We start from the raw sequence: 22,733 nt of genomic DNA, 5'->3' as shown, positions 1-22,733 counted from the left end.
TAAGGTTTAGCTATTTCTAGCTAGACCTTTTTTCGTAACCAAATCAGATAAGCGCCCAATACAAAGAATAAAATAATTAAGCAAATAGCTGTTTCAGCCAGTACCAAATAATCCAGAAATGGAAGTTTCAGGATTCCCTGAGCCATCTTGAGCGAAGTAGCTGTGATAATAGTTGGGAAGGTAAGGGCTGAGAAGGCTAGTTGAAAGCCTTGTTTTAAGATATTGGGCAGGCGAGTCAAAACAAAGAAAAAGAAGTATTGAGAAGCCAAAATCATGACGATTAAGACCCAAGTCGGTAGGCTGGCTCCGCCAACTCGAACCAGAGAGGCCAAGAGTAGGGAAAATGGAGCACAGTAGATTCCTTCTTGTCCAAGCATGGCTAGTGGAAGCGGATGTTTCTTTAAATCACTATAAATAAGCGGATAGAGATAGAAGGTCAAGAGAAATCCAAAACTCAAGGTCGCATAGGCAATTTCGATGATACCTACAAGTGGATAGGTCAAGGCTGCCACTGCTATCCCTACATAGAGAACAGTCCAGCTTGGAGTGGCACTGACTCTCTTACCTGGACAGGCAAACTTGATGGTGAAACCAGCAATCAAGGTCAAATCCAAGAGAAATGAAAACCACCAGAGCCCTTGCGCTACCAAAGGAAGATGAGGGAAGACGCGAAAGACATAAGTCGATAAAATCATCCCAGCCATGGGAAAGGTAGCCATTCCTGACAAAAGAGGAGGCTTGGTCAATTCTTGCTTGGTTTCATTCCAATTAAAGAGATGTAGAATTAGAAAATAAATCCACAAAATCAAACCTGTCAGACTAAAAAGATGGGACAGAACCGGCAACGTATCTAAAACGAGATTCCCAGCTCCTGCTAAACCTAGCAAACAACCAGAAAATACTAAGGGGAGTTTTTTCATCCTAACCTCCAATAATCATGTTAGTTTCAGTATAGCATAAAAGCGCTTAAATGAGGGGATAAAAAATGAAGTCCGATTATTTTAGACTTCATTTTTACTCCGATAAGGATTAAGCATAAGGTTGCAATTCTGGGTTAATTGGGGTATTAGCTAGGTTGTTGGCATAGTTACAGAGGCTTGCTAGGCTGACACCAAGAACCACATCCAAGGCATTTTGTTGGGTGTAGCCAGCTTCTAAAAACTCAGCTAAGGCCTCATCTCCTACACGACCCTTGGTATTGATAACTGCCAAGGTAAACTTAGCTAGGGTGTCCAATTTAGGATCTGTTTCAATTGGAGTACGATTGCGAAGGGCTTGAAGAAGGTCATCGTTCATCTGGATTTGTTTGATTGAAAAGGCTGTGTGACCTGCGACACAGAAGGCACAACCATTGGTCACGGCAGCTGTGATTTGCACTACTTCACGCTCAACGGGTGTCAGGCTGTTGCGACGATTGATGGCTCCGACAGTACGGTAAGCCTCCAAAGCAGTCGGTGCATTAGCCAAGAGACCGATTAGGTTGGGAATATAGCCATTGTTATCTTTTTCTACTGTTTCAAGAACTTCTTTCACTTCTGCTGGTGCTGATTCTACTGTATGGATGGTAAATGTTGTCATCATAAAACCTCTTTTCATTTTGTTGAAACCTAGTCTATCACAGATTCTATACCGTGTATAATATATATTTTAAATTGCACTGATAGAAATTTTTTATGACAGCAAAAAATCACACGCGATGTGTGATTTCATTATTTATTAAAATACTTTTTAGTCTCAGCAATAACGACTGGTGACAAGACTAAGAGAGCAATCAAGTTTGGCAGAGCCATCAAGGCGTTGACAATATCTGCGATAATCCAAACCATATCCAACTCGATAAATCCTCCCAGCAAGACCATGAGCACAAAAATCACACGGTAGAGCCAGATAAAACGAACCCCAAAGAGAAACTCGAAACAACGTTCTCCGTAATAGTTCCAACCTAGAATCGTTGTAAAGGCAAAGAGAACAAGGAAGATTGTTAAGAGGGCAGGTCCAAAGTGTGAAAAGACTGTTGAGAAGGCTGACTGAGTCAAGGCAACTCCATTCAAACCACCACTCCAAACACCAGTTACCAAGATGGTTAAACCAGTCAAGGTACAGATAATGAGTGTATCAATAAAGGTTCCTGTCATGGAAATCAATCCTTGCTCTACCGGTTCATTTGTCTTAGCTGCAGCAGCTGCAATGGGAGCTGAACCCAGACCAGATTCGTTTGAGAACACACCACGCGCAACACCATTTTGAATAGCCATTCGAATGCTAGCACCAGCAAAACCACCTACCGCAGCAACAGGACTAAATGCTGATGTCAAGATTAAAGCGATTGTGGCAGGAATTTTTCCAATATTAAAGAAAATAACTGTAAGAGTTCCCAAAATATAAATAATAGCCATAAAAGGAACAACAGTAGTTGAAACCTTTGAAATGGACTTGAGCCCGCCAAAGACTGCAATTGCTACAAAGACAGACAGAACGAGAGCTGTGATGGCTGGCGAAATAGTCGTTGTATTCTGGATAGATTCTGTAATCGAGTTGACTTGGGTGAAAGTCCCAATCCCCAACAAAGCTACTAGAACACCTGCTAGAGCAAAGAAGATGGCAAGTGGTCGCCACTTCTCTCCCATCCCTAGAAGGATATAATGCATTGGCCCTCCCGCTACTGCACCATGGTCGTCCTTAGTGCGGTATTTGATAGCTAGTAGTCCTTCCGCATACTTGGTAGCCATCCCAAAGAAAGCAGCCATCCACATCCAAAAGAGAGCTCCTGGGCCACCGACCTTGATAGCCGTCGCGACTCCAATAATATTTCCCGTACCAACTGTCGCTGCTAGTGCTGTACACAAGGCCGCAAAACTGGACACATCTCCATGTCCCTTATCCTTGGTAAAAATAAGCTGGAAGGCCTTGGGCAGACGCAAAACCTGCAAGAAGCCTAGACGGGCAGTTAGGTAAATCCCTGTCCCGACCAAGAGAATCAAGAGGGGTGGGCCCCAAGCAAAAGCATCGATTGATTTAAGCAATTCTAACATTTCCTTCTCCTATCTTTTCAACCCCAAAAGAAAGAGCACATGTAAGATACATGTACTCTGGAATGCTTAGATAAATGCTAAAAAGCGGTCTATCCTAGCTCTGTCCTTTTACCTGAGAGTTTGAGCAGTTGCCTGCCTTGCCCCTTCGGTGCCTTTACGGTCTCTCCAGAGTTCCGTCCATTTACAGTCATGGAAAATCAAACGATTCCCCACTTCTATTAAACTTCATTCGGTGTTGGTATTTAATTGATTCTTATTTTACAAAAAATGTTGGCTTTTGTCAATGTGTTTATTAGTAAAAATTAGTTCAACAGTTTTCACTTTATGAATTCCGAAATACTTCTATCCTTTAAAGGTCACAATAGTTGCACCACTGCCTCCAGCATTTTGTGGGGCATAGCCGAAACTCTTGACATGTTTGTTTCTTTGTAGGTATTTGGTGACACCTTCACGGATGACACCTGTTCCGATACCATGGATGATATCGACTTGGGCCATATTGTTAAGCAGGGCTTGGTCAATAAAGGCATCTAGCTCATTCATGGCTTCTTCATAACGCTTGCCTCGAAGGTCCAGTCTTGCTTGTGGTCCTCGACCAGAAGTTCGTTTCACAACATTGACTTGTTTCTTCTTAACTTGCTTTTCTTGCTGGGCTTGAACAAGGTCAAACTCTTTCTCTTCCAGGGTCATCTTAATCAAGCCTACTTGGGCTTCCCAGCGGCCATCCTTGAGTTGACTGGTCAAGGTACCACGCTGTCCATAACTGAGAACCACGATATCATCTCCCACCTTTGGAGCTCGTTTTTTCTTGGCCTTTTGAAGGACCTTGTTTTTAGACAAGTCCACTTTTTCAGGAGCCAATTTTTTCAATTTTGCCTTGGCTTCAATAATTTCGTGGGGCTTGAGTTGAGATTTACTGTGGAGATTTTTAAGAATCTGGTCACTTTCACTTAGGGCCATATCCACAATCTCAGCAGCTTGTTCACGCGCTTTATTGAGCTCCGTTTCCTTTTCACGATTGAGCTCGTTGTAAAGTTTTTTTAGAGCACGGTTCATCTTGAGATTTTCTTGCTCCACCTCACGGATATTGTCCAAGCGTTTGCGGCTCTCTAGCGTCTGCTCTTCCAGCTGCTCAATAATCCGATTGACATCATTGTCCTGATTGACCTGCTGGCTGGCATCTCCTACGATAACTTCAGATAGACCTAGACGTTTAGCAATTTCAAAGGCATTGCTTCGGCCAGGCACACCCTGCATAAAGCGATAGGTTGGACGAAGAGTTGCAGTATCAAACTCCATGCTGGCATTTTGCACAAAGGCTGTCTCAATACCGTAGGCCTTGAGTTCCGGATAGTGGGTGGTTGCCATGGTCTTGACTTGACGCAGACGAAGGTCCTCCAGAATAGCCATAGCGAGGGCGGCTCCCTCTTGAGGGTCGGTACCAGCCCCCAACTCATCCAAGAGTAAAAGTGAATGTTGGTTGACCTTGCCAAGAATATCCACAATATTGGTCATGTGGCTAGAGAAGGTAGACAAGCTCTGCTCAATAGATTGCTCATCGCCAATATCGGCAAAGATTTCTTCAAAAATACCAACACGGCTTCCCTTGTCTGCCAAAATCGGCAAACCAGATTGGGCCATAACCTGCGTCAAGCCCAGAGTTTTAAGCATGATGGTCTTCCCACCTGTATTGGGACCTGTAATGACAATGGCTGTTAAATCTTGACCAAAATGGACATCATTTGCGACGGCATTTTTGACCAGAGGATGACAGACATGGAGCAGTTGAATTTCTTGATTTTCTGACAGCTGAGGTACGACTGCTTGTCTTTCTTGGATAAAGCGTACCTTGGCACGAATCAAGTCTAAATGGCCAATAATCCAAGCATCATTGGCAATCTCAGCCGCATGAGGGCGGACACGCTCCGAGATTTCTTGGAGAATACGAAGCATTTCATAGCGCTCATCTGCTCGCAGACTAGCAATATCTTCGCTCAGTTTGACCACCTCACGGGGTTCGATATAGACGGTATTTCCACTAGCAGAAATATCATGAACAACACCTGCGATCTTATTGCGGTAGGTGTTTTTGACTGGTAAAACCTGACGGCCATTTCTACTGGCAACGATCCCTTCCGTCAACATCTGTGCTTTTTGCTTGAGCAAGTCTTGCAAGACATCGCGTACCTGACTCTCGCTATCATGGATTTTTCGACGGATGCGCGCTAATTCTTCACTGGCAAAATTTTCAATGAAACCTGCATCATTAAAGGCTTGGAGATTTCCTTGTAATTGCGGAAAATCATGTAATTTCTCAAACCAAAGGGCTAATTCTTCCAAGCTGACATTTTCCAGATTGGCATAAAAACTTTGCAGTTCTCGGCTAGAAAGAAGCACGCGCTTCAAGAGTAGGAACTCCTCGATATTGAGGTCCGCTCCCATCTCCAATCGCTTGCAGACTCCTGCAATTTCCTTAGTTGCGAGAATGGTAAAATGCGGTTGCTCAACAAATAGAGCTTGCATTTCCTTCATCTCAGCAAAAGCCTGTTTGATTTTATCTGCTTTGGCAGTCGGAGCCAGCTGTCTCAATTGCTCCAAGCCCTGCTCGGTCAACAAATGAGGTTCAAACAAGGCCTTAACCTTATTGAACTCTAATGTTTCTAATATTTTCTTGTTCATCTTTATTTCCTTGTCTTTGAATATCTAGGTGTGGTAGCTTTTTACATTCTGATAGATTCGAGTCAATCTGTAAACAAAGGGCTAGGAAAATTCCTGCCCTTTTTATCCGATTAAATTTGTCACCCAGATTTGTTTGAGCCAACTGGTTGTTACTGGTATGCTTTGGATGATGTGTTTTGCGACGATACTCTTTTCAAGAGGATTTTGTATAGCTGCCATGGGAATTGTCGCCAAGATGGTCAAGGCCATTTGCAAGACAAATAAGGTCACCAACATGGACAAGATACCTGCTGAAACTTGGAACAACTTGCCACCCAGCTTTTTACTAGGAAGTAAGTGTAACAAGAGACCAAGCAAACGACCGATGCTATAGACAATCCCAAATACAAGCAAGTAGCCGATACCAGCGTAAAAGACCTTATCCAACTGAAAAAGTTGATCCGATGGGAAGAAGAAAGTTCCCTGACCTTCCTGCGGATTTGCATAAGGAAGCAATAAATGGAATTGTTCTCCCAGCCCCTTATAAAACTGACCAGCCATAAAAGCCGATGCCAGAGCTGAAATCAGGTAATAAACCTGTAAGAGCAGACCTCTCCGATAGCCGATATAAAATCCCCAAGCCAAGACCAATAGAAGAAGGAGTGAAATCATAAGGAATCCTCAATCTTGCTCTGTTCTTGCTTGCAAGTCACAAGCTTGTGACGGAGTTCTTCTAACTCTTGCTCCTTATCGTCAAATTCAATCTCACGGCTGAGTTGAGTTGACAAACAGTTGACTGCCAACAAAAGAGCGATGGTTTCATCGTCTGCGCTAGACATTTGTTCTTTAATTGCTTGGTATTTTTCTGTCGCAACCTTAGCGATTTCCTCCATAAAAAGATTATCATGCTCGCTTGTCAAGGTTAATGATTTTTTCCCGAATGTAAATTTGAATCGATTTAGATTTGCCATAAAATTCACCTCACGATATTATACCAAAATTCGCTAACTTTGTCAGTTTTTACAAATTTGCCTGCTTTTATGGTACAATAGAAACTATGGCAAGTATAACACTCACACCAAGCGAAAAAGAGATTCAGGCTTTTCTTGAACACTATCAAACCAGTCTGGCTCCCAGTAAGAATCCCTATATACGCTACTTTTTGCGACTACCTCAAGCAACAGTTTCTATCTATACTTCTGGAAAGGTCTTGCTTCAGGGTGAAGGAGCTGAGAAATACGCCAGTTTCTTTGGCTGTCAAGTTGTAGAGGAAACCAGGGGACAAAATTTCCCTTTGATTGGGACAGATGAGGTTGGAAATGGTTCCTACTTTGGTGGGCTTGCAGTTGTGGCTTCCTTTGTCACACCTGACCAGCATGACTTCTTGCGAAAACTCGGTGTGGGAGATTCTAAAACTCTGACCGACCAAAAGATTCGTCAGATTGCCCCTATTCTCAAGGAAAAAATCCAGCACCAGGCACTGCTTCTCTCACCAAGCAAGTACAATGAGGTCATCGGAGACCGCTACAACGCTGTTTCGGTTAAGGTCGCTCTCCATAATCAGGCTATCTATCTCCTCCTTCAAAAAGGGGCTCAGCCTGAGAAAATTGTGATTGATGCCTTTACCAGTGCTAAAAATTATGACAAGTACTTGGCACAAGAGGCCAATCGTTTCAGCAATCCTATCAGCTTAGAAGAAAAGGCTGAGGGCAAATACTTGGCTGTCGCAGTTTCTTCTATCATCGCGCGTGATCTCTTTCTGGAAAATCTTGAAAATCTGGGACGAGAACTGGACTATCAACTTCCAAGTGGAGCTGGAACGGCTTCTGATAAGGTAGCTAGCCAGATTTTACAAGCCTATGGTATGCAGGGACTCAATTTCTGCGCCAAATTGCACTTTAAAAACACTGAAAAAGCGAAAAAACGCTTAGAAAGGTAAGTTATGAATTCATTTAAAAATTTCTTAAAAGAGTGGGGATTATTCCTCCTGATTCTGTCATTACTAGCTTTAAGCCGTATCTTTTTTTGGAGTAATGTCCGCGTAGAAGGACATTCCATGGATCCGACTCTAGCGGATGGCGAAATTCTCTTTGTTGTTAAGCACCTTCCTATTGACCGTTTTGATATCGTGGTGGCCCATGAGGAAGATGGCAATAAGGACATCGTTAAGCGCGTGATCGGAATGCCTGGCGACACCATCCGTTACGAAAACGATAAACTTTACATCAATGATAAAGAGACGGATGAGCCTTACCTAGCTGACTACATCAAACGTTTCAAGGATGATAAACTCCAAAGCACCTACTCAGGCAAGGGCTTTGAAGGAAATAAAGGAACTTTCTTTAGAAGTATCGCTCAAAAAGCTCAAGCCTTCACAGTTGATGTCAACTACAACACCAACTTTAGCTTTACTGTCCCAGAAGGAGAATACCTTCTCCTCGGAGACGACCGCTTGGTTTCGAGCGACAGCCGCCACGTAGGTACCTTCAAAGCAAAAGATATCACAGGAGAAGCTAAATTCCGCTTCTGGCCAATCACCCGTATCGGAACATTTTAAGAAATCGAAGAGGCCGAGAATCAGCAATCTCAGCCTCTTCTTCTATCGTGATAATATGATTATTCACTATCCAGTTTGATTAAGATAGAAACAAAGTTATACTCAATGAAAATCAAAGAGCAAACTAGGAAGCTAGCTGCAGGCTGCACAAAATACTGTTTTGAGGTTGCAGATGGAAGCTGACGTGGTTTGAAGATATTTTCGAAGAGTATAAAATAAAAACAATCCCAACTCTCACCTATTCATGCAAAGGAATTTTATGGAAGTTTATTTTTCAGGAACCATTGAACGGATTATTTTTGAAAATCCCAGCAATTTTTATCGCATCCTCCTCCTAGAAATCGAAGATACGGACGCAGAAGATTTTGATGATTTTGAAATTATTGTCACGGGCACCATGGCTGACGTGATTGAGGGAGAAGACTATACTTTTTGGGGGCAAATTGTCCAGCACTCCAAGTATGGAGAACAACTGCAAATCAGTCGTTATGAACGTGCAAAACCAACTAGCAAGGGCTTGGTCAAGTACTTTTCAAGTAGCCATTTCAAGGGGATTGGTCTCAAGACAGCTCAGAAAATTGTGGATACCTATGGCGACAATACCATTGACGAAATTTTGCAACACCCAGAAAAGTTAGAAGGCATCGCAGGACTATCTGCCAAAAATCGCGAGGCTTTCGTCTCCACCCTCCGTCTCAACTACGGAACCGAGATGGTTTTGGCCAAACTAGCCAACTACGGCATTCCCAACAAACTAGCCTTTCAGATTCAAGACTTTTACAAGGAAGAAACCCTTGATGTGGTTGAAAATTATCCCTACCAGTTGGTTGAGGATATCAAGGGTTTGGGCTTTACCATTGCTGACCAATTAGCAGAAGAACTAGGAATCGAAAGTCAGGCTCCTGAACGCTTCCGCGCCGGGCTAGTTCACAGTCTTTTTCAGGCCTGTATGGAAACAGGGGATACCTACGTTGAAGCTCGGGATTTGCTAGAACAAACTCTCACTCTCCTTGAGTCTTCCCGCCCCGTGGAACTCGATCCCAGCCAAGTGGCCCAAGAACTCTCCTACCTCATTGAAGAAGACAAGGTCCAGCAGATTGATACCAAGATTTTTGACAACAGCCTCTTTTTCGCTGAGGAAGGCATCCGCAGTCACTTGGTTCGTATCCTTGAAAAAGGAAAACAGAAGAGCCAGGATTTAGAAACCATTCAAAAACATATCGCTACTGTCGAGGAAGAGCTGGGGATTGAGTATGATAGCATTCAAAAACAAGCTATCTGTGATGCTATCCAGAACAAGGTCTTTATCCTAACAGGTGGACCTGGTACTGGTAAGACAACTGTTATCAATGGTATCATCGCTGTTTATGCCCTTTTAGAAGGACTTGACCTCAGGAAAAAAAGCAACCTACCTATTCTTCTTGCCGCTCCAACTGGACGAGCAGCTCGCCGCATGAATGAATTGACAGGCTTGCCTAGCGCGACCATACACCGTCATTTAGGAATGACAGGTGACGATGATACCAGTCATCTGGAAGATTATCTGGATGCTGACTTTATCATCGTGGATGAATTTTCTATGGTGGATACTTGGCTAGCCAATCAACTCTTCTCCAACATCTCTTCTAACAGTAAAATCCTCATCGTGGGCGACAGCGACCAGCTACCGTCTGTCAGTCCTGGACAGGTTCTAGCGGATCTGCTTCATATTCCCTTGATTCCTCAGACTCGCTTGGAAAAAATTTATCGACAAAGCGAAGAATCAACTATCGTCACCCTAGCTAGTCAGATTCGACAGGGAATCTTGCCAGCTGATTTCACCCAGAAAAAAGCTGACCGTTCCTACTTTGAAATTGCTAGTGGCCATATTCCTGCTACGATTGAGAAAATCTTAGGCGCTGCCCTCAGAAGTGGAATTCCTGCCCGTGATATCCAAGTTCTGGCTCCCATGTATCGAGGAACTGCAGGGATTGACGCTATCAATCAGCTCATGCAAGACCTGCTCAATCCACCACAAAAAGACCAACTCAGTTTTGAAGCTCCCCAGTGCCATTATCGTAAGGGCGACAAGGTCATTCATTTAGTCAACGATGCTGAAATCAATGTCTTTAATGGAGATTTAGGAGCTATCACAGACCTGATTCCTGGTAAATACACCGAATCGAAACAAGATGAGATTGTCATTGATTTTGATGGCAACGAGGTCTCTTACCCACGTAACGAATGGTACAAGATTCGCTTGGCCTATGCCATGAGTATCCATAAATCACAGGGAAGTGAGTTTCCTGTTGTTATCCTACCTATCACCAGTGCTAGCAGGCGTATGCTGGAGCGTAATCTCATCTACACAGCCATTACACGCGCCAAAAGCAAGCTTATCTTACTAGGCGAATTACAGGCCTTTGATTATGCTACCCAACACATCGGAACTGCCCGAAAAACCTATCTGATTGAACGCTTCAGTGATTTAATTGAAAATGTTGAAGAAAAGCAACCAGCTGTCTCTGAAACAGCCACATCAAGCGCCTCTGAAGAATCCTACATCCTGACCGAAGAAAACTGGGACAGCATCCCCGCCATGATTGGGATTACAGACGCAGACCTCAAAGAGATTTTTGGAAAATAGTGTATAAGAAAACCCACCTAATCAGGTGGGCTTTTTGTTTATTAATACTCAATGAAAATCAAAGAGCAAACTAGGAAGATAGCCACAGGTTGCTCAAAGCACTGCTTTGAGGTTGTAGATAGAACTGACGAAGTCAGTAACATATATACGGTAAGGCGACGCTGACGTAGTTTGAAGAGATTTTCGAAGAGTATAAGATTATTTAACTGTTGCTGTGCTTGTAATCAATTCAACAGCTTTTTTGATTGTGATATCGTGTTTCAACATATCAGCTGAAAGCAAGCTTTGTACTTGTGCAACTTCCATGTTGTAATCTGCAGCCAATTGCTCGATTTCTTTTTGGATTTCTTCTTCTGAAGCGTCAAATCCTTCAGCTTTGGCAACTGCTTCGATAACAAGGTTAGTCTTAGTACGTGACTCAGCTTCCCCCTCGTATTGTTTGTGTAGGTCTTCTTGAGTAGTTCCAGTGATTTGGAAGTACATGTCAGGGTTGATACCTTGACGTTGCAAGTTTCCAAGGAATTCATTTACTGAACGGTGAACTTCTTCGTGGATCATTTCTTCTGGAAGTTCTACGATTTCAGCGTTTTCTACAGCTTTATCAATTGCTGCACCTTCAACTGCATCTTTGTAAGCTTCTTCTTTAGCTTCAGCCAATTCTTTGCGGTATTTTTCTTTCAATTCAGCAAGTGTTTCAACTTCTTCGTCGATGTCTTTTGCAAGCTCATCGTCAAGAGCTGGAACTTCTTTAGCTTTTACTTCGTGGATAGTTGTTACGAATTTAGCTTCTTTACCTGCAAGGTCTTCTGCTTGGTAGTCTTCTGGGAATGTTACGATAACATCAACAGTTTCACCAGCTGAGTGACCTACCAATTGGTCTTCAAAACCAGGGATGAATTGACCTGAACCAAGTCCAAGTGAGAAGTTTTCTCCTTTTCCACCGTCAAATTCAACACCGTCGATAGAACCAACAAAGTCGATGACAACAGTGTCGCCGTTTTCAGCAGCAGCTTCTTTGATAACCAATTCAGCCAAGTTGTTGCGTTCGCGTTCGATACGCTCTTCAACGTCAGCGTCAGTTACTTCTTTTTCTAGATCAACTGATACTTCAAGGTTTTTGTAGTCACCCAATTTTACTTCAGGTTTTGTAACGACTTCAGCTGTGATAACCCAGTCTTGACCTTTTTCCATTGAAGTCACGTCAATTTTTGGTTGCGCAACGACTTCAAGACCAGCTTCTTTTACAGCTGCTTCATAAGCGTTTGGCAACAGAGCGTTCATAACATCTTGGTAAAGTGACTCTTCACCAAATTTTTTGTCGAAGATAGGACGTGGGAGGTGACCTTTACGGAAACCTGGAACATTAAGAGATTTCTTCACTGAGTTGAAGACACGGTCCAATTCTGGTTTGATTTGGTCTTGAGAGATAGTGAAAGTCAAGACACCACGGTTTGTTTCTTTGTTTTCAAATGATACAGACATTCTGTCATTTCTCCTTAAAATTTTTTAAATACAGCCTATTATAACATAAATGGGCGACTGTTTTCAAGTAATGAACGCGCTTTTCAATCACGCTAGAGGTACTTGCTTGCTTCTTTGATACTAAGGTCAGCCATTCTTTCCTTGTTTTTCTCAATGAAACCTGCTACCCAAGTTGGATTGGTTTTGGAGTAATCTCTTAGAGCCCAGCCAATGGCTTTATTGATAAAGAATTCTGTTTGATTCAAATTATGAAGCAGAATCTTTTCCAGTAATTGAACATTGGTCTTCTCTTTTCTTAACAACTGGTGGTCAATAGCGACGCGTCTCAACCAGATATTGTCTGACAGGCTCCATTTTAAGATTATTTCTTCTAGTTCAGGGTGGTCATACACCAAACTCCCTACTACTCGATCTAGGATATCTACCGTATCCCACCAGGATTTTGTGACGACTAACCGCTCAAGCTTAGGTAAATCGTTCTCCGTTAGATAAGATTGCATGGCTTTCAAATAATTGGCAGCCACATACTGGTATTCTCTAGATTCTTTTTCCCAGCAAGCGTCTACAAAATTCCAGTCGATAATCTTTGTTTTTTTCGCTTTTGGAAAGTATTTTTTATAGAGTGCATTTCTTTCAGGAGCCGCAATGCCTAGAAAGGAAAATTGATGGCGCATATAGGCTTCCATGGAGCCTGCTTTTTGAGAATCTTTTGCTGCTTCTAGTTCGACAAGTAAATATGTTAGACTCATCTAAAAGTTCTCATGCCCCACCAAGTGGTGTTGAAAGGCATAGACTGCAGCCTGGGTACGATCGCTGACCTCAAGTTTGGCAAGAATGTTGGACACATGGGTCTTGACCGTCTTGAGAGAGATAAAAAGTTCGTCTGCGATGCGCTGATTTTCATAGCCCTTGGCGATAAGTTGAAGCACATCTCGCTCACGCGCAGTCAGGTCCTCATGTAGTTCTATGTGATTGCGGTGGTATTCGACCTTCTTGCTGACCTCTTGCTCAATGGCCAACTCGCCAGCAGCCACCTTACGGACAGCATGGAGCAATTCATCGGCACTAGAAGTCTTGAGCATATAGCCACGAGCACCAGCATTCAAGACAGGCATGATTTTTTCATTGTCCAAATAAGAGCTCACAATCAAAATCTTAGCTTCAGGCCATTCTTTGAGGATGGCCAAGGTCGCGTCAATTCCATTCATCTCAGGCATGACAATATCCATGACAATAACATCTGGGCGCAATTCCAAGGCTAAGTCAATCCCCTGAGATCCGTTGGCCGCCTCGCCCACAACTTCTACATCGTCTTGGAGGTCAAAGTAGCTTTTCAAGCCCAATCGGACCATTTCATGGTCATCTACTAGTAAAATTCTCATCTTTACTCCTTTATCATTCCTTATCGAGCAGGGGAATACGGATGTCAACCGCCAGCCCTTGCTTGGGAGCTGTCAAGAGTTGAACTGTTCCAGCCATATCTTCAACCCTCTCTTTGATATTTCGCAGTCCATAACTCAAGTCGTCTAAACTCCCTAACTGGAAACCAATCCCATTGTCCACCACCTTCAGCTGCAATTCAAAATCTGTCTGATAGAGATAGACATCCAAACAAGAAGCCTGGGCATGGCGGAGGGTATTGCTGATCAACTCTTGCAGGATACGGAAGATATGCTCCTCGATTTTCTTAGGCAATTTCGTTACATTTTGCTTGAAACTAACCTTGAGATCACTCTTGTCCTCAAGCTCTTTTAAGAGGATTTGAATTCCCTCAACCAGACTCTTCTGCTCCAGTTCAACTGGTCGCAAATGTAAGAGCAAGACCCGCAAATCCTTCTGGGCGGTTTCTAAAATAGCTGTGACACTCTGCAACTGGGTCTGCATCTTTTCTCTGTCCAGTTTCAAAACCTGCTGGCTGACACCTGATAAAATCATGTGGGCCGCAAACAACTCCTGACTGACCGTATCGTGCAAATCCCGAGCAATCCGCTTCCGTTCTTTTTCGATAATTTCCTCTTCCTGAACAAGGCTGTGATTTTCAGCCTTTTGAAGAGCCTCTGTCAAAAGGTTAAGTTTGCCAGACAAGGACTTGAAGCTGGCATCCAAATCTGGATCTGCAACCTGAACCACTTCTTGACCTGCCAATAAACGCTTGAGATTAGCCTGCATTTTTCTTAGAGAAAGCTCTTCAATACCTCGCCAAAATAGGGCTAAGAGACAGGTCATGGACATGCTGAATACCAACAACAAAAAGACAAATTTTTCTGTTTTTTCGACATCATGCAAGAAAATAGACCAGTCAAAGTCAAGGATGTCCAGCAAGCTGTGGGAGAAAAAGAAGACAAACAGGATGGAGGTGAGAGCCATCATTACATAGGCTTGTTTTTTCATCCTCTGACCACCTCCACATCCCCAATCATAGTGGTCAAGAAAATCTTGACACTCTTGTTACTCTTAAGATAGTCTCTTGTTTCTTGATGATAGTGTTCATTTCGGAGGGCTCGCTTGGGCTGGTTGAAAAAAGTCAAATCACCATAGAGACAGTTAACGCTGAGACTGACTTCCACATCTACAGGTACGATGATTTTGGTCGTTCCTACCATCTTTCTGAGGATAATGACATTGTCATGATTGGTTAAGATGACCCTCTCCAGATGAATGGTGTCCTTACCCATGAGACGAAAGAGATTGATATCATCAAACTGGCAAGTCTGGTAACTTGAAAAATGATGGAGATTTCCAAACCAACGATTTTTCTCCTTCTTAACCGTCACCACCTCTTCAAAAACCAAATCGGTCTGCTCTTTTTCTTGATTCATCATCGGATAAAGAAGAAAGAGGCTATAAATAACCGCAACAAAAATAGCTAAAATCACAAAAGGATTGAGCATAACGATGAAAAAGAAGAGAATGGTTGCCACTACCAAAAGAAGGTTATTTCCCTCTTTACCAGTGTAATAGCGAATCAAAAGCAAAAAGAGGAATAAAATCAGCAGAAAACGCGAAAAATGCTCTGATACCATCAAAATCAGAGCTCCTGTAAAAAGACAGGCTTCGATAAATAAAAAGATTTTAAATTTTCTCATAGGTTCATCCTCACCCTTCTATTTTATCACAATTCAAAAAAGTCACCTCGGTCTGAAGATGGAAAAAAGGCGGTGGTTACGCCTTTTTCATCTGATCATTTGCTTCTTTTAATTTTCCATAAAGAAGATAGTCTACTTTTTGTAAATCTACTATAGTGGCACAGTTAAGAGCACACATAATTAAGCGTAGATCTGCTTTCCAGCCTTGGACAATGTCAATCACTTCTTCAACTGTGTAGGTTTCAACCAATTCCAGAACTGTTCGAGACAGGCCTACAGCCTTGGCACCAAAGACCAAGCACTTAATCATATCCAGCGGATTCCGAACGCCTCCACTGACCAAGAGTTCGACCTTGTCTTTCCAGTCTTGGGCATTGAGAAGGGCTTGCATGGTAGACTGGCCCCATTGATTGAGATAATCACGCTGGCCACTGCGACGGTTTTCAATGTAGGCAAAGCTGGTACCACCACGACCAGACAGATCAACAGTTCGAACACCCAATTCATAGGCTCTCTCGATGGTCTTGGCATCCATCCCAAAGCCAACTTCCTTGAGGACAATCGGAACAGGGATTTGCTTGCTATAGTCTGCCAGATGCGATTGCCAGCTTCGAAACTTTCTTTCTCCCTCAGGCATAAGCAATTCCTGCATAACATTGACATGCACTTGCAAGAGAACAGGATTCATCTCTTCTACAGTCTGAAGGCCTAACTCGACAGGCTTGTCTAATCCAATATTGGTTCCAAGAAGGAGATTTGGATGGCTAGACTTGACAGAAAAAGAGTCATCTGTTGAATCTTTGAGGGCTGCGCTATAAGATCCCGTCACAAACAAAATACCACAGGCATCTGCTACCTGAGCTAGCTTTTGATTGATTTCTCTTCCCTTATCGCTTCCACCCGTCATAGCATTGATATAAAAAGGAAAATCCCACTTTCGACCAGCAAACTCTGTCGACAGATCGATTTCATCCAGGTCGTAAAGAGGCAAGGAAGAATGAATCAACTCCACCTCATCAAAGCTATTATAGGAACTTTTCTGCTCAAGGGCATAGCGGATATGCTCATCCTTACGATTTGTCGTCATGTCCTATCCTTTCTTGGTATAAGAGCACAATCCCCAGATCGGCCCAACGGTTTTTTAGGGTTTCAGTTGATTGCTCATCAAAACTCAAGGCAATACCACAGTCACCGCCACCAGCACCGCTACTCTTGGCAACAGCCTGCAAATCTTGACTGGCTTCTTTCAACTGTCTGAGCGAAAGCGTGTAAATATCTGTGCTCAAGCCTTCTAAAAGCTGGCTGGCTACTTCTACTTGCTCGATAATTTTTTCAACTTTCCCCTGTTCCAAGGCTTCTACCAAAGCAGCTACCGTTTCTTTTGAGGAAGTTAAAAAACTCTGATTGATATTTTGCTTGATTTGCTGGACCATGTGACTCGATACAGCCACTTCCTTGGTCCATCCCACTAGGAAATCACATTCTAAAGTTGGTTTCACTTGCGAAATTGAAAAGCCCCAATCACGCTCTAAAACTGTCGACAAATTTTCTTCTTTTAGCCAAGCAGCTACCTTTTGGCGATCAAAAGATTGGTAGAGAACCAAATCCTCTGCTACGATACAGGCAAGGTCCCCCATAGAACCATTGTCTCCTCGCTTGAGCAAGACAGCGCTAGCCAACTTGAACAAGAGCTCCTGATCAACAGAAACATCATACAGAGCTAGTAAAGCCTTGACAACCAAGACAACGATGCTGCCGCTAGAACCTAGACCAAATTTTTTCCCTTCTCTTTCCATTTTGCCACGGATTTCGAGAAAAAAAGGTTGCAAGGTCTGCCCATGAGAAGTCAGGAAATCTTCCACTAAAGCAATCGTTTCTTGAATCAAGTTGTAGTCAGGATTTGGCGTCAAGTCCACTGCGAAATCAAACATATCCGAATAAATACGGTAACTATCAGAAAAAGCAATCTCGCCCTTCATATAGATGGGAATGGCCTTTATCAAGGCCAACTGCCCAGGCTCTAAAATAGCATATTCGCCTGCCCAATAGAGTTTTCCGCAAGTTTTAACAGCAATCATCTTGGCTCAAATCCTTTGTTTTTGACACAATCAAGCGATAACGTTGACCGAAGATTTCTGATAAATGCTCCAAGTCTTTCTCTTGACAGAGGATCTTGACATTGGGACCAGCATCCATGGTAAAATAGCAAGCCTCACCTTGCTCACGAAGCTGGCGAACAAAGTCCATGGCTTCATAAGATGCATCAGTCAGATAAGAGAAGGCTGTACTAGCAGTCTTGGTTGTAGCGTGCATCGCCAGAGCATTTTTCTCAGTCAATTCCCCAACCTTGGCAAAGTTATTTTCCTTGAGATAAACCAGCATATCCTGATAGTCTTTCTCAGACTGACGCACCCAGTCGTCAAAGGTCGTCGAGGTTTCCACACAAAGTTTCATCCCATCACGACTAGAGATTGGTTTTTTCTTGTCTTCTAGCACCAACATAATCATAGCTAATTTCAAGTCTGTCTCTACAGGGTAAATTTCTCCACTATCCTTATCCCAGGCACCGAGTGGTCCATAAAAACTCCGAGAAGAAGAGCCTGAGGCAAACTTTGCTTCCTGCGCTAACTGACTCCGATCCAATCCAAGCTGGAAATAAGCATTGCAAGCCTTGACCAAGGCAGACAAACCACTAGAACTTGAGGATAGGCCCGCTGCGGTAGGCATATTGTTTTGAGTATAAATACGAACAAAGCCTTCACCAGCTGGACGGTAACGGTCAATAATCTTACTCATCTTGGCATGCTCCGCCTCATTTTGTAGCTGACCATTGATATAAAAGGCATCAGCTGTCGCATGGTCTGGCAAAGGTGACAAGGTCGTCTCCGTGTACATATTTTCTAAAGTCAGAGAGATGCTGCTAGTTGCAGGTACCATCTCTTTTTCTTTTTTCTTTCCCCAATATTTGATAATGGCAATATTTGCGTAGGAACGTACTGTTACAGGCTCTCTATCCATGTCCGAACAGCTCCTTTCTCTTCTAATCTTTCTGCTAGTTCTTGTGCGTGTGTCAAATTGTCTGCCAAGGCTATGATACAGCCTCCAAGCCCACCACCGCTCATCTTGGCACCCAGAGCACCATGGCTAAGAGCAGTTTCAACCAAAGAGTCTGCCTCAGGGCTGCTAACACCAATTTCTTTTAAATGCAAATGCGCTTGACTGAGGATTTGCCCCACTCCTTCAGCATCTTTTCGTCTAATTGCTTCTTCTGCCTGCTGAGTCAATTCTCCCAAGGCATGCAAAAATGGTAGGGCATCCTTGCCCTTGTTTTGAACCACTTGGATGGCTTCACGAGTTTGACCATAAACACCCGTATCGGCAATCACCAAATAGGCGGATAGAGCCATCTCAAGCTCTGTAAATCCTACGTTCTTGATAAAACGGATGGGTTGGTCACTGAGACAGGTCTTAGCATCCAAACCACTAGGATTCATATGGGCAATCATCTCAGCCCGATTGACCAAGATTTCTAGTACATCATGAGGCAAGTCTACCTGATAGTAGTCAAATACCGCACGAATGGCCGCTATGCTGATAGCAGCTGACGATCCCATTCCCCGTTTCTCAGGGATAGCCGAGTCTATCTCACAACGAATGCAGGCTTCTTTGATATCCAAATACTCCAGCGAAGCATAAACCGCCATGGACAAAGTATCCTCCTCATAGAGGCGCCAAGGACTTTCAGCAGGAACCACCTTACAAGTCACCTCCACCTCCAAAAGAGGTAAGGAAATAGCAGGATAACCATAAACGACCGCATGCTCCCCTATTAAAATAATCTTACTATGCGCCTGACCGACACCAAGTTTTTTTGTCATATTTTCCTTTTACTAGACGAATAAGCCGTCCCATTTTTCATACAAGTATTTATTCTTTCCTATCTATTTTATTATATTTTCACAAAAAAAGCGATTGTTTCCTTTACAATCGCCTCTTTCATTATTGAACCCATTCGCCATTATAATTAACAGAATAGCCTTCTACAGTGGTATTCACTGCTAAAGCACCTGAACTATAAGCATAGTACCATTTACTACCGACCTGGAACCAGCCAGTTGCCATTGCTCCTGATGAACGAAGATAGTACCACTTGTTACCAAGGTATTGCCAGCCCGTTTTCATATCACCATTTTCAGCATCTAAATAGTACCAAGTTGAGCCTTCTTGATACCAGCCAGTCGCCATTGCACCTGATGAACGGAGGTAGTACCAGTTATTGCCAAGTTGTTTCCAACCAGTTTGCATGATTCCAGTTTTTGGATCCAAGTAGTACCATGGAGCAGGTTTGCTTCTATCAATGTCAATAGTAACATGAAAATCTTGAGTCCAACCCTTAGCAACTTCACCAATTGGTAGTGGATTGTAAGAATCATCGCCAAAATTTCCTAGCTTATTTAAATAATACCAATTGCCGTCTTCATAAATCCAGCCTGTCTTTACAGCATAATTATTATCAAAATAATAAGTTCTCTTTTCAGGAGATGGAGTATATTGTTCACCATATACTTTTCCTGTATTTTCAGACGTTTTTGCCTCTAGTACTTGTTTATCTGTTTGTTCTAGCAAAGCTCCATCTTGTCCAAAATAGTACCACTTCTCCTGAAGGCCAATTTCGAAGACTGGACGATTATCAAATAAATTATCACGATAACCTGTTCCAGGAATTTCTAAGTATTGCCATCCAACTACCATTTCTCCTTTATCACCAAAATAGTAAGTTTTACCGTCTATTTTATGCCAATAAATTGCTTTATGATCATCTTTTACATAATATTTTCTATTATCCTTATCAACAAATTGGCCACCTGTGGTATTCGCAAATACCGTATTTGTAGCTAGCAAACCAAAGAAAAATGTTGCTAGTGCGACTTGCATCATTTTTTTCAAAAGCTTCATTTGTATCTCCTCCAAGATTAAATCCACTCCCCAGATGAAGCAAAGTTATAAACTTTACCATCAATAGTTTGGCTACCTGTAACCATTGCTCCAGAGGAATTGAGATAATACCAGTTTCCTCCTACTTTTGTCCAACCTGTCTTCATATCTCCATTACTTGCATTTAGGTAGTACCAAGTTGAACCATCTTTCACCCAACCAGTTGCCATGGCTCCTGATGAACGGAGATAGTACCACTTGTTACCAAGATATTGCCAGCCTGTCTTCATATCGCCATTTTCAGCATCTAGATAATACCAAGTTGAGTCTTCCTGATACCAACCAGTTGCCATGGCTCCTGATGAACGAAGGTAGTACCACTTATTGCCAAGTTGTTCCCAACCAGTTTGCATGATACCAGTTTCTGGATCTAGATAGTACCAAGCTGAACCATCATTTATCCAACCTGCACGTCTTTCACCACCAATATAGTTTTCTCCATTAATTTCCGTTTTAGCTAGATAATACCAATTAGACTGGTCATAAAGCCAACCTGTCTCTAAAGAATGATTTTGATTAAAGTAATAGTTCGTGTAAAAACTCTTCTCTTCTTTATCTTCCAGATTTGTACGTTTTTCCCCATACTTTCTTCCAACACTGTCTTTAGTTTTAATCTCTAATGCTTTCCAACCAACAAACTCTTGTAGCACTCCATTTTTGTCAAAGTAGTACCATTCTGGCATTGGGGAACCTTCTAATCTTATACCATTAAGGTAAGGACCAATTGTATATCCTTTAACTGGCATTGGAATGTACTGCCAACCAACAACCATTTCACCATTATAATCAAAATAATAGGTCTTGCCATCAATCACTCGCCAGTAGGTTTCTTTGAGTTCACCCTTCTTGTAGTAGGTTCTACCATTTTCTTGGACAAATTGCCAACCTTCTGAATCAGCATCATCCGCCAATACTGCACTTGTCGCTAGCAAACCGAAGAAAAAGACTGCCAATGCAATTTGCATCAATTTTTTTATTATTTTCATTAGACGTATCCTCCTGCAAGAATTATAGTAAAAATTAAATTGTATGTCAATATGACGGCTTTAAAATCATATAATAACGAAACATATTAAAAATTGAAACAGTAGTAGTACACTTTGGCTTTGAAAATATTTTTAGAAATTATAGTATATTGAAACTATAATAGTACACCATGACTCCTAAAATATATCATATTGAATCTAGAATACTACATTGTGCATACTAAAATATTCCTAGAAATTAATTTGAATTTCCTAATCTATTTCTTCACATCTTATTTCACTCCACTATATTATGACGCGCTTACAGTCAGCCTTCAACTTCCTGAAATGCAAAAATCCCCTAGCAGACTTTCCTGCTAGGAGATTTTCTTATGAGAGGTACTTATTTAAGCTTTGAAAATCGGACTTATCATCTGATAATTATCAAATAATCTGCCAATTAAGCTTCTTCGTCTTCTTTACGACGACGGCCTGCAAGACCAAGACCAAGTAATGCACTTGCGGCTGCTGCTACCATAGCTACAGTAGAATCTACTGTACCTGTATTTGGCAACTCTTTCGCTCCTGCTTTCTTAGCTGGTGTTGCTGCATGTGAGCCTTGTTCAGCAGATGTAACTGCTTTATCAGCTGGTGCTACTGCATGTGAGCCTTGTTCAGCAGATGTAACTGCTTTATCAGCTGGGATTACAGCTGTGCTACCATCTGGGAAGGTTACTGTAGTTGTGCCATCTTTACCTACTTTAACATCTGTTGCTGTTGGGTTTGATTTCTTAACTTCATCTGCTACTTTAGCTTTTTCAGCGTCTGTCAAGTTGCTTGGATCTGTAACTTGTGTTACTGATGGATCTTTAACACCATCTGCATCCTTAGACTTATCATCTGCTTTATTAGCTGGGATTACTGCTGTTGTGCCATCTTTACCTACTTTAACATCTGTTGCTGTTGGATTAGATTTCTTAACTGCCTTATCTGCTGGGATTACTGCTGTTGTACCATCTGGGAAGGTTACTGTAGTTGTGCCATCTTTGCCAACTTTAACATCTGTTACTGTTGGGTTAGCTTTCTTAACTTCGTCTGCTACCTTAGCTTTTTCTGCTTCAGTCAAGTTGCTTGGATCTACAACTGGTGTTACCGCTGGATCCTTAACTACGTTATCTGATGATTTCTTAACTGCATCACCTGATGGAATAACGGCTGTGCTGCCATCTGGGAAGGTTACTGTAGTTGTGCCATCTTTGCCAACTTTAACATCTGTTACTGTTGGGTTAGCTTTCTTAACTTCGTCTGCTACCTTAGCTTTTTCTGCTTCAG

21 protein-coding genes and 1 riboswitch are annotated in these 22,733 nt (G+C 42.4%); of the genes, 3 read left to right on the top strand and 18 right to left on the bottom strand.

What is annotated here, in order from left to right; translation table 11 throughout:
* Window positions 1-20: 20 nt before the first annotated feature.
* The 6 genes from HT731_RS02715 to zapA all read right to left on the bottom strand — a co-directional run bounded on the left by HT731_RS02715 (window position 21) and on the right by zapA (window position 6,661).
* Entirely contained in the window at window positions 21-920 is a 900-nt protein-coding gene (locus HT731_RS02715; protein WP_173277576.1) for a TDT family transporter, read from the bottom strand.
* A 109-nt stretch (window positions 921-1,029) separates the two neighbouring features.
* Window positions 1,030-1,578, bottom strand: a complete 549-nt coding sequence (locus HT731_RS02710) for a carboxymuconolactone decarboxylase family protein (RefSeq protein ID WP_000206768.1) — start codon at window positions 1,576-1,578, stop codon at window positions 1,030-1,032.
* A 131-nt stretch (window positions 1,579-1,709) separates the two neighbouring features.
* Window positions 1,710-3,032 carry a sodium:alanine symporter family protein gene (locus HT731_RS02705; protein ID WP_173277574.1) on the bottom strand — a complete coding sequence of 441 codons (1,323 nt, stop codon included), beginning with the start codon at window positions 3,030-3,032 and terminating at the stop codon, window positions 1,710-1,712.
* A gap of 90 nt (window positions 3,033-3,122) precedes the next feature.
* Window positions 3,123-3,211, bottom strand: a riboswitch (glycine riboswitch).
* 163 nt (window positions 3,212-3,374) lie between these two features.
* Window positions 3,375-5,711: an endonuclease MutS2 gene (locus tag HT731_RS02700; RefSeq protein ID WP_173277572.1), complete on the bottom strand. Its 2,337-nt coding sequence runs from the start codon at window positions 5,709-5,711 to the stop codon at window positions 3,375-3,377.
* 102 nt (window positions 5,712-5,813) lie between these two features.
* Window positions 5,814-6,362 (bottom strand): CvpA family protein, encoded by a 549-nt coding sequence (locus HT731_RS02695; protein WP_049522496.1) that lies wholly within the window; start codon window positions 6,360-6,362, stop codon window positions 5,814-5,816.
* Entirely contained in the window at window positions 6,359-6,661 is a 303-nt protein-coding gene (gene zapA / locus HT731_RS02690; protein WP_173277570.1) for a cell division protein ZapA, read from the bottom strand. The genes HT731_RS02695 and zapA overlap by 4 nt, the downstream gene beginning before the upstream one ends.
* A gap of 86 nt (window positions 6,662-6,747) precedes the next feature.
* Here zapA and rnhC point away from each other — a divergent pair, with 86 nt between their 5' ends.
* The 3 genes from rnhC to HT731_RS02675 all read left to right on the top strand — a co-directional run bounded on the left by rnhC (window position 6,748) and on the right by HT731_RS02675 (window position 10,873).
* The gene (gene rnhC, locus HT731_RS02685) at window positions 6,748-7,629 is read left to right on the top strand and encodes a ribonuclease HIII (protein WP_173277568.1); all 882 of its coding nucleotides are present in this window, start codon (window positions 6,748-6,750) and stop codon (window positions 7,627-7,629) included.
* 3 nt (window positions 7,630-7,632) lie between these two features.
* Window positions 7,633-8,247: a signal peptidase I gene (lepB, locus tag HT731_RS02680; protein WP_001083986.1), complete on the top strand. Its 615-nt coding sequence runs from the start codon at window positions 7,633-7,635 to the stop codon at window positions 8,245-8,247.
* 259 nt (window positions 8,248-8,506) lie between these two features.
* The gene (locus HT731_RS02675) at window positions 8,507-10,873 is read left to right on the top strand and encodes an ATP-dependent RecD-like DNA helicase (protein WP_173277566.1); all 2,367 of its coding nucleotides are present in this window, start codon (window positions 8,507-8,509) and stop codon (window positions 10,871-10,873) included.
* 198 nt (window positions 10,874-11,071) lie between these two features.
* On the opposite strand, the gene tig is transcribed toward HT731_RS02675, so the two are convergent.
* The 12 genes from tig to HT731_RS02615 all read right to left on the bottom strand — a co-directional run.
* Window positions 11,072-12,355, bottom strand: a complete 1,284-nt coding sequence (gene tig, locus HT731_RS02670; protein ID WP_084889801.1) for a trigger factor — start codon at window positions 12,353-12,355, stop codon at window positions 11,072-11,074.
* Between the two features lie 92 nt (window positions 12,356-12,447).
* A complete protein-coding gene (locus tag HT731_RS02665) occupies window positions 12,448-13,104 on the bottom strand; it encodes a DNA alkylation repair protein (RefSeq protein WP_153226698.1) in 657 nt (218 codons plus the stop codon).
* The gene (locus HT731_RS02660; RefSeq protein WP_001221567.1) at window positions 13,105-13,737 is read right to left on the bottom strand and encodes a response regulator transcription factor; all 633 of its coding nucleotides are present in this window, start codon (window positions 13,735-13,737) and stop codon (window positions 13,105-13,107) included.
* Window positions 13,738-13,750: 13 nt separating this feature from the next.
* The gene (locus HT731_RS02655; protein ID WP_173277564.1) at window positions 13,751-14,746 is read right to left on the bottom strand and encodes a sensor histidine kinase; all 996 of its coding nucleotides are present in this window, start codon (window positions 14,744-14,746) and stop codon (window positions 13,751-13,753) included.
* Entirely contained in the window at window positions 14,743-15,441 is a 699-nt protein-coding gene (gene liaF / locus HT731_RS02650) for a cell wall-active antibiotics response protein LiaF (RefSeq protein ID WP_173277562.1), read from the bottom strand. Before liaF ends, HT731_RS02655 begins: the two co-directional genes overlap by 4 nt.
* A 76-nt stretch (window positions 15,442-15,517) precedes the next feature.
* A complete protein-coding gene (gene fni / locus HT731_RS02645; protein ID WP_173277560.1) occupies window positions 15,518-16,528 on the bottom strand; it encodes a type 2 isopentenyl-diphosphate Delta-isomerase in 1,011 nt (336 codons plus the stop codon).
* Window positions 16,512-17,519 carry a phosphomevalonate kinase gene (locus HT731_RS02640; protein WP_173277559.1) on the bottom strand — a complete coding sequence of 336 codons (1,008 nt, stop codon included), beginning with the start codon at window positions 17,517-17,519 and terminating at the stop codon, window positions 16,512-16,514. The genes fni and HT731_RS02640 overlap by 17 nt, the downstream gene beginning before the upstream one ends.
* Window positions 17,506-18,459: a diphosphomevalonate decarboxylase gene (gene mvaD, locus HT731_RS02635; RefSeq protein WP_173277557.1), complete on the bottom strand. Its 954-nt coding sequence runs from the start codon at window positions 18,457-18,459 to the stop codon at window positions 17,506-17,508. The genes HT731_RS02640 and mvaD overlap by 14 nt, the downstream gene beginning before the upstream one ends.
* A complete protein-coding gene (gene mvk / locus HT731_RS02630) occupies window positions 18,441-19,319 on the bottom strand; it encodes a mevalonate kinase (RefSeq protein WP_173277555.1) in 879 nt (292 codons plus the stop codon). The genes mvaD and mvk overlap by 19 nt, the downstream gene beginning before the upstream one ends.
* 121 nt (window positions 19,320-19,440) lie before the next feature.
* Window positions 19,441-20,397, bottom strand: coding sequence for a choline-binding protein CbpC (gene cbpC / locus HT731_RS02625; protein WP_173277553.1), 957 nt, complete (start codon window positions 20,395-20,397; stop codon window positions 19,441-19,443).
* A 17-nt stretch (window positions 20,398-20,414) separates the two neighbouring features.
* A complete protein-coding gene (cbpJ, locus tag HT731_RS02620) occupies window positions 20,415-21,422 on the bottom strand; it encodes a choline-binding protein CbpJ (protein ID WP_173277551.1) in 1,008 nt (335 codons plus the stop codon).
* Window positions 21,423-21,861: 439 nt separating this feature from the next.
* On the bottom strand, window positions 21,862-22,733 hold an 872-nt coding region (locus HT731_RS02615; RefSeq protein WP_173277550.1), incomplete at its 5' end, for an LPXTG cell wall anchor domain-containing protein.

The sequence above is a fragment of the Streptococcus sp. k-163 genome (genome assembly GCF_013277555.1).
Taxonomy (GTDB): Bacteria; Bacillota; Bacilli; order Lactobacillales; family Streptococcaceae; genus Streptococcus.
This window is presented reverse-complemented; position numbering and strand designations above follow the sequence as displayed.

Coding starts and splice junctions, on each gene's coding strand:
- HT731_RS02715 (WP_173277576.1), bottom strand. CDS start 920: ATGAAAAAACTCCCCTTAGTATTTTCTGGTTGTTTGCTAGGTTTAGCA.
- HT731_RS02710 (WP_000206768.1), bottom strand. CDS start 1,578: ATGACAACATTTACCATCCATACAGTAGAATCAGCACCAGCAGAAGTG.
- HT731_RS02705 (WP_173277574.1), bottom strand. CDS start 3,032: ATGTTAGAATTGCTTAAATCAATCGATGCTTTTGCTTGGGGCCCACCC.
- HT731_RS02700 (WP_173277572.1), bottom strand. CDS start 5,711: ATGAACAAGAAAATATTAGAAACATTAGAGTTCAATAAGGTTAAGGCC.
- HT731_RS02695 (WP_049522496.1), bottom strand. CDS start 6,362: ATGATTTCACTCCTTCTTCTATTGGTCTTGGCTTGGGGATTTTATATC.
- zapA (WP_173277570.1), bottom strand. CDS start 6,661: ATGGCAAATCTAAATCGATTCAAATTTACATTCGGGAAAAAATCATTA.
- rnhC (WP_173277568.1), top strand. CDS start 6,748: ATGGCAAGTATAACACTCACACCAAGCGAAAAAGAGATTCAGGCTTTT.
- lepB (WP_001083986.1), top strand. CDS start 7,633: ATGAATTCATTTAAAAATTTCTTAAAAGAGTGGGGATTATTCCTCCTG.
- HT731_RS02675 (WP_173277566.1), top strand. CDS start 8,507: ATGGAAGTTTATTTTTCAGGAACCATTGAACGGATTATTTTTGAAAAT.
- tig (WP_084889801.1), bottom strand. CDS start 12,355: ATGTCTGTATCATTTGAAAACAAAGAAACAAACCGTGGTGTCTTGACT.
- HT731_RS02665 (WP_153226698.1), bottom strand. CDS start 13,104: ATGAGTCTAACATATTTACTTGTCGAACTAGAAGCAGCAAAAGATTCT.
- HT731_RS02660 (WP_001221567.1), bottom strand. CDS start 13,737: ATGAGAATTTTACTAGTAGATGACCATGAAATGGTCCGATTGGGCTTG.
- HT731_RS02655 (WP_173277564.1), bottom strand. CDS start 14,746: ATGAAAAAACAAGCCTATGTAATGATGGCTCTCACCTCCATCCTGTTT.
- liaF (WP_173277562.1), bottom strand. CDS start 15,441: ATGAGAAAATTTAAAATCTTTTTATTTATCGAAGCCTGTCTTTTTACA.
- fni (WP_173277560.1), bottom strand. CDS start 16,528: ATGACGACAAATCGTAAGGATGAGCATATCCGCTATGCCCTTGAGCAG.
- HT731_RS02640 (WP_173277559.1), bottom strand. CDS start 17,519: ATGATTGCTGTTAAAACTTGCGGAAAACTCTATTGGGCAGGCGAATAT.
- mvaD (WP_173277557.1), bottom strand. CDS start 18,459: ATGGATAGAGAGCCTGTAACAGTACGTTCCTACGCAAATATTGCCATT.
- mvk (WP_173277555.1), bottom strand. CDS start 19,319: ATGACAAAAAAACTTGGTGTCGGTCAGGCGCATAGTAAGATTATTTTA.
- cbpC (WP_173277553.1), bottom strand. CDS start 20,397: ATGAAGCTTTTGAAAAAAATGATGCAAGTCGCACTAGCAACATTTTTC.
- cbpJ (WP_173277551.1), bottom strand. CDS start 21,422: ATGAAAATAATAAAAAAATTGATGCAAATTGCATTGGCAGTCTTTTTC.